12 protein-coding genes and 1 pseudogene are annotated in these 9,907 nt (G+C 50.3%); all 13 read right to left on the bottom strand.

The genetic code is table 11. The annotated features are described in order from the left end of the window. Nucleotides 1-99: 99 nt before the first annotated feature. Nucleotides 100-270: a hypothetical protein gene (locus JUE30_RS07085; protein ID WP_374706485.1), complete on the bottom strand. Its 171-nt coding sequence runs from the start codon at nt 268-270 to the stop codon at nt 100-102. Nucleotides 271-404: 134 nt separating this feature from the next. Then, entirely contained in the window at nt 405-611 is a 207-nt protein-coding gene (locus JUE30_RS07080) for a hypothetical protein (RefSeq protein ID WP_203624240.1), read from the bottom strand. Then, the gene (gene istB, locus JUE30_RS07075) at nt 604-1,359 is read right to left on the bottom strand and encodes an IS21-like element helper ATPase IstB (RefSeq protein WP_308439839.1); all 756 of its coding nucleotides are present in this window, start codon (nt 1,357-1,359) and stop codon (nt 604-606) included. The genes JUE30_RS07080 and istB overlap by 8 nt, the downstream gene beginning before the upstream one ends. Beyond that, entirely contained in the window at nt 1,340-2,905 is a 1,566-nt protein-coding gene (istA, locus tag JUE30_RS07070; protein WP_203624239.1) for an IS21 family transposase, read from the bottom strand. The genes istB and istA overlap by 20 nt, the downstream gene beginning before the upstream one ends. Nucleotides 2,906-3,093: 188 nt before the next feature. Then, nucleotides 3,094-3,975 (bottom strand): annotated as a pseudogene (recA, locus tag JUE30_RS07065) (recombinase RecA); the annotation flags it as partial. A gap of 15 nt (nt 3,976-3,990) precedes the next feature. Beyond that, nucleotides 3,991-4,380, bottom strand: coding sequence for a hypothetical protein (locus tag JUE30_RS07060; RefSeq protein ID WP_203624238.1), 390 nt, complete (start codon nt 4,378-4,380; stop codon nt 3,991-3,993). Further along, entirely contained in the window at nt 4,373-5,656 is a 1,284-nt protein-coding gene (locus JUE30_RS07055; RefSeq protein WP_203624237.1) for a Y-family DNA polymerase, read from the bottom strand. Before JUE30_RS07055 ends, JUE30_RS07060 begins: the two co-directional genes overlap by 8 nt. Beyond that, nucleotides 5,653-6,033 (bottom strand): DNA-directed RNA polymerase subunit beta, encoded by a 381-nt coding sequence (locus JUE30_RS07050; RefSeq protein ID WP_203624236.1) that lies wholly within the window; start codon nt 6,031-6,033, stop codon nt 5,653-5,655. The genes JUE30_RS07055 and JUE30_RS07050 overlap by 4 nt, the downstream gene beginning before the upstream one ends. A gap of 132 nt (nt 6,034-6,165) precedes the next feature. Further along, a complete protein-coding gene (locus tag JUE30_RS07045) occupies nt 6,166-6,624 on the bottom strand; it encodes a hypothetical protein (RefSeq protein ID WP_203624235.1) in 459 nt (152 codons plus the stop codon). 18 nt (nt 6,625-6,642) lie between these two features. Next, nucleotides 6,643-7,302, bottom strand: coding sequence for a hypothetical protein (locus tag JUE30_RS07040; RefSeq protein ID WP_203624234.1), 660 nt, complete (start codon nt 7,300-7,302; stop codon nt 6,643-6,645). 20 nt (nt 7,303-7,322) lie between these two features. After that, entirely contained in the window at nt 7,323-8,054 is a 732-nt protein-coding gene (locus tag JUE30_RS07035; RefSeq protein WP_203624233.1) for a hypothetical protein, read from the bottom strand. Nucleotides 8,055-8,266: 212 nt separating this feature from the next. Continuing rightward, nucleotides 8,267-8,746, bottom strand: a complete 480-nt coding sequence (locus JUE30_RS07030; protein ID WP_203624232.1) for a hypothetical protein — start codon at nt 8,744-8,746, stop codon at nt 8,267-8,269. Nucleotides 8,747-8,749: 3 nt separating this feature from the next. After that, nucleotides 8,750-9,574, bottom strand: coding sequence for a ParA family protein (locus tag JUE30_RS07025; RefSeq protein ID WP_203624231.1), 825 nt, complete (start codon nt 9,572-9,574; stop codon nt 8,750-8,752). Nucleotides 9,575-9,907 lie beyond the last annotated feature (333 nt).

Below are 9,907 nucleotides of genomic sequence, written 5' to 3'. Positions count from 1 at the left end.
CTAGGCCTCTTCGGCTTTTCAGCGTATCAAGAAGTCGACCAATTGTTAGCGGCATAGGCTACAACCACTAAACACAGTCACTTTGATCTACGCTTAATTTCAACTTTGCACCAGAACCGCTTCAATTTCCTTACTCATTTCGGGGTGAGCATCCAGGTATGCTTCTGCATTCGCCGCGCCTTGGCCCAGCCGCTCACCGTTGTACGAATACCAGGAGCCGCTCTTCTTGATAATCCCAGAGACCGGCCCTTTGTCGTTGAAGGCGGACATCGAAATCGTCCAGCTCTGCCAAGTTTTCGTCCACTCGTGCCAAGAAATCGTCCACTTCGGACACAAATCAGTCCAATCAATAACGTCCCTACGATGGCATCATATCCAATGCAATCGTAGGGACGCTCTCGTTTCTACACTTGACGGTGGTTTTCACGCCGGATAAGCAGTTCATTGATCAGCTTTATGCCGATTCGCACAAGCTCATTATCTGTGACCCGTTCGTCTGTTTCCCAGATCTTATCGATCAGAACACTTTCCAGTTCGTTATACTCGTCTTCGCTCATGGTGCTTTCCATGTAGTAGCTGGCAATCCGCCGCTGTACCTCTTCGTTAATCATGGCGGCCTCCAATCCCGTAGCGTTCACGCATTGAGCGTTCGCCTTCAATCACAATCCGATACGAATCATGAACGATTCGGTCAAGAATGGCATCGGCAATTTGAGCGTTGTTGAACTTGTTATGCCAGCCTTTGGGATCAAATTGAGAACAGTAGATTGTCGACGCTGATTGAAGTCGACATTCAACCAGTTCGAGCAGAAATTGAGATTGCTCTAGGGACACGTCAGTCAGTAACCATTCATCCACGATGAGAAGGTCAACCTTGCGATAGCGCTCAAGCAATTTCTGAAAATCACCGTTTGCTTCATTTTTAGCAATCAGTAAGTCATCAAGTAACTCCGGCAACCGGATGTACTTCACCTTATGAAACTGGCGACAAGCCTCAATGCCGAGTGCAGTCGCCAACCACGTCTTCCCGTTCCCTGATGCTCCCATGATGATCAAATTGTGGTGTTGTTTGATGTATGTCTCAGTCGCAAGCTCAGTAATGAGATGACGGTCAAGATGTCGATCCGGCAGGTAGTCAATATTGCCAATTGATGGTGCCACCGTTGAGAAGTCGGCTTGCTTGATCAGGCGTTCCAACTTGTTGGTCTGCCTTGCAGCGTAGGCGTTTGCTACGATTAACTTGAAGCGCTCATCGAAATTCATACCCTGGCAGTTTTCACTGGTGTTCTGTGCCTTTACAGCTTCCACCATTGAACTTAAGCGCATCTCGTATAACATCCTAGTCGTTTCTTGATCCATCAGTAGCCCTCCCAAAATAGTCGGCTCCACGAGTGAAACCATAGTCTTCTCGCTCTGTGTTTTCAGTCTTTGTTGCGAGTCGTGCAACGCTATTGATAAGCATGCGCTCAATCACTCGCACCGTGGGTGCGCTGGCAATACGCATCACGTCTTCGCAAGCTTGCTCTAAGGCTTCATCGCCATATTTCTGGGCCAGCTTCTCTAACCGTAATGTTGCGCTGAGTGCTTGCCGTTCTGCGCGTGATGACTTCAGGAGGTACGCCACGACTTGCTGCGCCCCTGTGCCTATTGACTCAGCCCAGGTGCGGCTGCTTTCAACCGTGTGGGTTAGGAATAGTCGATGTCCGTCTGGCATGTGGTCAGGCTGAGTTGAGAACTGCCCAACTGTTCCTGTGAGTCGTACATGCACCGCTAGGCGTGCATCCTTGTAATAGATCTCGACAAGCTTGTCCGTGAGCCGTACGTCGACTTGATTGCTAATGTACTGGAAAGGGACTGAATAGAACATCTGGTTTACACAAATGTGGTAATCTGGTTGTACGATGGCGGTCTGCCAGGACGCCATCTCAAATGCTGTGCTCGGAAGTGGATGTAACGCGAAGCGTTCTTCTGTTTCAAATCCTTCTTCTCGGTTCTTGCACTGCTTATGTTTCTTCGTATAGGGCCGTCGATTAAACTCTGCCAGTTTAATACCGACGGCTTTGTTCAATTCTCCAAGGGTGAAAAAGGTCTCATTACGCAATGCTGCGATGACCCACGTCGAAAGCGTCCCGACGCTGCCTTCTACAGTCGCTTTGTCTTTAGGCGTGCGTACGCGTGCTGGCATCACCACTGTGCCATAGTGCTCCGCCAAATCGCGATACATTGGGTTTAACACCACTTGATTTCGTTTATGTTTCGTCACTCCAACTTTCAGGTTGTCGGAGACAAGCACCTCAGTAACGCCACCAAAGTAGCTATATGCGTGAACATGACATTGAAGCCAGTCCGGCATTGTCATACTCAACGTTGCTTCACAATACGAATACTGACTGCTCGGCAGTACGGCCAAAAAGAGATAGGCAGTCACGGCCTCGCCAGTATCACGATCTTGTAGATGCAATGTTGAACCAGCCCAGTCAGCCTCCATCAGTTCCCCAGGCTTGCGCTTGATACGCATCGTAGCTTTGAATTGTTGAGCAAACTCCGTGTAGCTTCGACAAAAAGTCCGGTAACTGTACGGAACTGTATCAGCTTGACGACACTGTTGCTCATATTCATAGTAAAGCAGTGACAGGGTGACATTGGGCTTCGCAAGTTCTTTATGAACATAGTCATAATCTGGCAGCTGACGTCCCTTTGACTCAGGTTTAAGCTCTGGAAATAACAGCTTCCCAAGCGATTCATCACTCGCTGAAGGATCCAGCGGTGGCTTTAATTCGCGGCTCTCAGCTCGCTTGATCACCTCGCGAATCTTGTCCCTGGAATTCCCAGTAATTGCCGCGATATCTCGTTGACTCTTACCTTGGTCATGCAGCTCAAGGATGCTGCGATAGTGTATTGCCATACACAAAACCTCCTGCATATTTTGTACGCGCTTACTAGCACGTGAACAAAGTATACAGGAGGTAATGAGCACATAATAGAACCGGATTTGGTACTAGTGGCCTATTCCTTGGCCGAACTGGACGATTCAATGACACGAGTGGACGAAAACTTGGCAACAGGTGGACAACGTCGTGGCCGTCATCAGTCGTCCACGCCAAGCGCGATCATATCCCCGTTATGGCTAATCCCATGGCCATAGCTCATCGTGGTTTCGACTGACTTAAACGGCGGCGCCACCTTGTTCTTGGTTACCTTGATTTTCGTTACGTTACCCACAACATCCGTCCCATCCTTGACCGTCTGGCCCCGCCGCACTTCAAGGCGGATGGTTGAATAGAACTTCAATGCCCGGCCACCTGGCGTAGTCTCTGGGTTGCCGAACATAACACCAATTTTCTCCCGCAGTTGGTTAATGAAGATCACGATAGTCTGCGTCTTGAAGATTGTGGCCGTGAGCTTCCGCAACGCCTGCGACATCATGCGGGCCTGAAGGCCCACGTGACTATCGCCAATTTCACCCGCAATTTCAGCTGCGGGCACCAGCGCAGCCACGGAATCGACCACCAGGATGCTCACTGCCCCGGACTAAACCAAGGCATCCGCAATCTCCAGTCCTTGCTCGCCGGTATCCGGCTGGGATAGCAAGAGGTCATCAATGTTGACGCCAAGCGCCGTAGCATATTTCGGATCCATAGCATTTTCAGCGTCAATATACGCAGCAGTCCCCCCAGCTTTTTGTACGCTGGCCACCGCCTGAAGCGCAATGGTCGTCTTTCCTGAGATTTCGGGGCCATAGATTTCAATGATTCGGCCCTTCGGAAAGCCACCAACACCTAAAGCAATATCAAGCGACAAAATGCCGGTAGAAGAAACGTCGATGTTGGTGAGCGACTTGTCACCCATGCGCATGATGGCACCATCTCCAAACTGCTTCTTTATTTTGCTAAGAGCTGTGTCTAGCGCTGCCTTGCGATCCTTCTCGTCTGGAATTTCGTGTGCTTCTCGTGTGACTGTTTTCTTAGCTGCCATACTGGTTTCCTCCTTCTAGTGGGTGCTTTGGTTCGGTCGCCAAGGCTCGTGTGTCTGATTGCGTGCGCTATGGCCATGGGTCGTGTCTTGCACAATATCTGTACCCGGATGGATCAGATGTTTCGTGTCGCGATATTCAATCGAAAGGTTGCTCCACTCGCGGAGGTTGCTCATGACGTAACGGTAATCTTCTGGATCTCGCTTGAAATGGACGAGCTCGTAGCTGCGGAGCAACTTTGTTCGCTGCTTTTGGGTGTAGAGGAAGATCGAGTAGATGTCCTCAAAGTGGTTATCTACCACGACCAGCCAGTACCGATAGCGATACTTGCGGGTGAAGTATTTCTCGTAATTTTCCTGTATGGTGTGAATGATGTGGTACATGCGCTGATCGTCTTTGCTATCCATGGTGTCCTCCTACCAGCCCGGCCCGGTCGATTGCAGTGCCGCCCGCTTCTTTTGAGTAGCCGCGCACCAGTGACTTGTAACCGTATTTGCTGCGGATCTTGTCTACGACTTGATCTAGGGCCAGGTCAGCAGTCTGCTTCTCTGGCGGATCAAAGAGGTTGAGCTGGAATCCAGCGGTCTTGCTGACGTGATTGACGCGGACTGACACGTTCCTCACCGGCTGGCCGTTCCACTTACTTTCAAACAGGCGGCGGGCCGCGCTGATGATATCGTCTGACCGGCTGGTGGCGTCGATGTGCATTTGGGCTCCAAACCCATGCTCTTCAGCATCCGCGTAGCCGATTCCTACGCTAACCACTTCGCCCTGGACGTGGTGCTTTCGCAGTCTGGTTGCCACTTGATCTGCAATTTCGCTCAACACCACTTCAATGTCGCGCTTGGTCACATAGTCTCGCATGAGTACCTGCGAATTGCCGTAGCCCTTATTTTCAGGCCGGGGCAGATATCGTTTTGTCAGATCTGAATAGTCGATGCCCCAGGCGTGAAAGAAAAGGGCGTCACCTAGGACGCCAAGCCTTGAATGCAGCTTACCCCGATTCGCATGAGCGAGGTCGTAAATGGAATGAATGCCGATGGCTTCCAACTTGGCGGCAGTTTTGTCGCCAATCGACCAGAAGTCGGTTAGATTCTTGATTTGCCAGATGGTTTCGGGCACGTCTTCATATGTCCAGCTTGCCCGCCAGGGCTCTTGATACTTGGCGTCATTATCTAAGGCCAATTTGGCTTGTAGCGGATTCTGGCCGATACCAACCGTGGTGATGATTCCGTACTCCTGGAAGACTTCTTCCTGAATCTTAGCCGCAATCTCCTCATTACTGCCGAAAAGGCTGTGGCTGCGGGTAACGTCGATGAATGACTCGTCAACCGAGTAGGGGTACCAGTGGTTATCGTCTGTGAAAGAGCGGTAGACCTGATTGATTTTGTAATTGAGCTTGATGTAATCCGCCATGCGTGGCTCCACCAACTCAATGTCCATCTGATCGTCGATTTCAAAACGTCTGGTGCCGAGCTTGACGTGGTAATCTCGCTTCGTGTTGGGACTTGCCGCCAGCACCAGGCCGCCGTTGCTTTCTTCATTGCTGAGCACCGCCACCTTGGCGGCCAGCGGAAACTCCCCACGCCTAATTGCTTCGGTAGAGGCGTAGAAAGATTTGCAGTCAATGCACATGATGTCGTGGATTGGTAAACGCTGCGGATCATCTAACGGCGTACTCATTCGTGCCACCATTTGGCGGCGTCCAGCACGTCGATATGCCGGATGTCCTCAACCTGTACCAGCAGTACCAGACCATCTTTTCGCTGAAGGTAGATCTGGCCGTCAGCGTAACCAAGAATTGGCCCTTCCAGGTCTCGCCGGTATTGCCCATCGTACAGCGCGTTAAGCTGGATTGCCACGACTTGCCCCTGCTCCCAAGCGGTCTCAAGCACCTGGTCAATTACGCTCGACTTCTGCTCAGGCTTTTCTGGTGTTGGGATTTCGTCTATTGCTTGAGACTCCATGTAGGCGCTGTGATCACTCAGGATCCAGCCTAGCCACTTCTTCATTCCCCTGTCTGGGTACAGCCAAAGCTCCCGTGGGACGTTACGTTCCATAATTTTGCCCCCTCGTTGTTGACTCCATTATACGAACACACGTTCGACTTATGCAAGGCCAATCTGCACAAAAAAGAGGCCACTTCTGGCCCCTACTCTTGCCCTCGTGAGCAAATTATCTCGATTACAGTATCACCCGCGCCTAGGATGAGTACGTCTTGCATCCACCCACTCGTCAGCGCGGTCAATCAACCGACTAGCTGCCTTCATTAACTGCCAGAGAATCCAAATGATGCCCGCAGCAATCAGTGACTTAGCGCCAAATCGAAAGAGGCTTCCCAGCGCCACAAAGACCCCACCGACAAAGGGGGCAAGGAATAAACCACCCACAACCACCGGCCACTCATACAACGCCCAGAACGCCACCAGAATCACTATCAGGACCCCTAAGAACATGGCAACGCCTGGTAGACTGTTGCCGAAGATCGCGTGCAGGATATAGCTGAACATGGGCTTCAAGACGTGTGAGAAGATATATTGAAATGGGGCTATGATCAGGTACCCAAGAGCGTTCAAGATGCGCAGTAGATTATCAAGTACAACGTCCAGTGCCCAGCTAATCCAGTTTGTTAGTTGCGTTGTGCCTCCCATTTCCCCATCCTCCGTTTTCTATTGTAAGTCTTTGACCTTATCGCTTAGTTTCCCAACTTTGCTGCGCAGCCTGTTGCGCTTCCGGGCAACGGCGCGGGTGAGCTTACGATGTCCTTCGTACTCTTTGCGGTGAGTTGCCAACTTATCTCCCAGCTCCGCAACCCGGTGCCCCATCGCCTTAATCTGTGCTGGCGTAGCCATTTCGTCCGTTAGCGTTAGCATTTCGACCGATGGTTCTACCTTGCCGCTGCGATAGCGGCGCTGCTGCCCAACGTGGCTGTATGCGTAGAGTACCGACTGCGGCCGACCCTCTCGCCCTGGCACCTTGATGATCTGGCCGAAGCGTGCACTAGATAGGTCAATCGTTTCTGGAACTAACCACTTGTAGGTGTGCGGATTCAATGAGCCATCGTCGTTAAGAAAGTAAGCTATTGCGATGGTAGCATTCCGCTTCAATACCGCATAGCGTTGCGGGTTATTGTTCTTTGGTGCCTTGGCATCGAGTCCCCGCAGCTCGCGCTTCACACGGTTCAGAGCTGTCCGCTGCCGTTTTAGTTCAACTTCTCGTTCTGAGACTTTCGGCTTCTTTGGCTTCGGCACGACGGGTGCTGGGGCTTTCTTGTGTGGTTGCCCCGGCACCTGCAAGTCCCGCCGCCTGATCTGTATCTTCTTTGCCATCCATTCCTCCCTTGACGCTGTTATGCGAGCGTCCAACCAATTTGGCTGTCGTAGTCGTAAAGGGCTTCAAAATCTGTTTGTGACAAGGCCAGGAGGCGTCCGGTAGCGAGCCTAATCAGGATGTCACCAACCTCCAGGGAAAAGCTTGGCTGCTTGCTGCCAGCATAAGCGTCAACTTGAACCTTATCATGCTTTTTGGTGAAGTGCGCATTTGCTGGTTCAGCTATCTTCTGAATAGCGGCGAGGTTCCCGCCGTCAAACTGAACGTACTGATCGGCCTGGCTTTGCTTGCGCAAGGCCGTCCCTTTGGCAAGCTCAATCTCACCCCAGGTAGCAATCGTGCCACCTGCGCGGCCCATGCGCTTGATTGCCTGGTCTAGCGTTATGACCTTGGTTCCTTCTATTGCGATACCGAGCCTAAGAGCCTCACTTGATTCCATCTTGCGACGTTGTTTGCCACGAGCAAGCACACTCTGTTCCTGTCGATGGGTGACGGTACGGATGATGCTAACGGAGCCATCATCTTCTTCTACTTCCCACACAGCAGGAATAGCCTTTTGCGTCGGTGTCTCAACCATGTCCAGTTGAACCGCGCTGGTGGCTTCAGGATGACCGTCAAGCTGCAAGGAAATCAAGTTAATCTCATCGCACACGGCACAATCCGGGTCGCTGCCGGGCTCATGTAGATCATCGAGCCCGGTTTTGGTGTGCTTTGCATAGGCTGCATACAAATCCTTCTTTGTTACTGCCATGTTTCTCCCCCTAGCCAGGTGAGCAGCAGCCGCTCCCTGGGATTTATACATACACGCTAACGCCGTCAAAATATTAGTAAGGTGTGGTTCTCCGAAAAGCCTTAGTTGGTGTCGTTGCATCCAATGTTACTTTGGTACTTTAGTAACTGAACGCTGCTTGGTTTACACATTTACACTGGTGTAAATGTACACATGTACTTTGTTCCTAAAGTCTACTTTTCCATTATCTGTTTCAGCGCAAGGTTAAACTCGTCCTGGAAATGCTCAACCTTTGCTGTCGAAAGCCTCTGATTGACATACGCGTCGGCCAGGGCACTGACTAACACGTCGAACGTAACCCTGCCTTCCGCCGAACGCAACTCGGTCACATACTCTTGCAATACATCAAGCTTTGCCTTAGTTGCTGGTGATATTCGTTGGGGTAATGTTGCAACATACAACGGGTCTTTTTTGGGCCTGCCCATGGTTACAGTATCAGAGTTCCTCTTTTGGTCAGGTGACTTAGTCTTTCGCGATGATTCGGGTCGTTCCTTTGCCCGCATTGTCTCCCGCTGTTTAGGTAACATCAATCCGCCACGAGAAAAATCATCGTCACCTGCAATGCTGACCGCTGGCTTCGGTTTCCGTACCAGTTGATTAAATGCCTTGGGCGCATTCCCCTTTGAGGAAGGGAACTCGTTACGTGCCGTCATAGTTTACGCCTCCTTATTTCCCTGAACGTATTCATCACGCGCATCCAGTTCATTCAGAAGGTCGATGAAACCTGCGTGTGCACGATAGTCCCACTGTTCATAGTTACCGTTTCGATTTCTATTAAGTGTAATACCAGTACGTGAATATCCCTTCAAACGTTTTTGGTACTTAATAACCGTAGAAGAAACGGCGTCTCCAAACTCCTTGCGGGCCTCAGCGAGTACGTCATGATCCAATTTGTCGTCTGAGGTTAGCATACAAGGGATAATGTCGATTACTTGTAGTGAAATTCCGTAGTGATCCACCATGAAGTTTTGGTAACTCACGTACTTCTTCACGCCTTGCAAAGACTCGTCGACAGTCTGGAAAGCAATTATAGAGTAATCACTCGCCGCCATTGCGTTATCGGAGAAAACTGAAATGGTTGGTGGAACGTCCAGAAAAATTGCCTGGTAGTCGTCTTTGAGCGGATCAAGAAGATTTTTGAACACAGTCACTTGGTCGGCTTCGTCTGGGAAACCTTGGATAACGTATTTTTCAAAGGTCGAGAACTTGGTCGTACAAGCAATCAGATCAAGATTGTCGGATAGTTTTATGATTCCCGCTCTCATATCGCCGGCGTTAATGCCATCCATGATGGTGACCGGTATTTCATCAATCCCAAACGACTTTCCGAGAACATCACTGGCATTAGCCTGTGGATCCAGATCAACCAGTAACGTTTTTTGCCCGCGTACTTCTGCGTTGTCGTAAGCAAGCATCGTGGCAATTTTTGTTTTACCAACGCCGCCCTTAAAATTACCTACTGTGAATGTTTTCGCTGTCATAGCATTTCCCTCCACCTTATTTACTAGAAGTATACGAAAAGTGCAGAACCCGGTCAATAGCGTATACGAAAAATATGTATTTTGGCCGGTATGGTGTACGCATGCGACATTTAACATAACGTATACGGTATACGGCGACCGGTGATCTCCTGAAAACCCAATACACGGCTGATATTTAGGAATTTTGAAAAGAGATTGTATTGGAAGTTGATTGACGGATCTACATTTCGTATACCGTATACGAAATTTATATTTACATATACGGTATACGTAAACTAAGCAGAAAAGGGAGACAATGCCGGTACCCATACTGCTTAAGGTCTGGCAGGTATC

The sequence above is a fragment of the Lacticaseibacillus sp. 866-1 genome, from assembly GCF_016861825.1.
GTDB lineage: Bacteria > Bacillota > Bacilli > Lactobacillales > Lactobacillaceae > Lacticaseibacillus.
The sequence above is the reverse complement of the archived record's forward strand: the minus strand, read 5'-3'. Positions and strand labels throughout refer to the sequence as shown.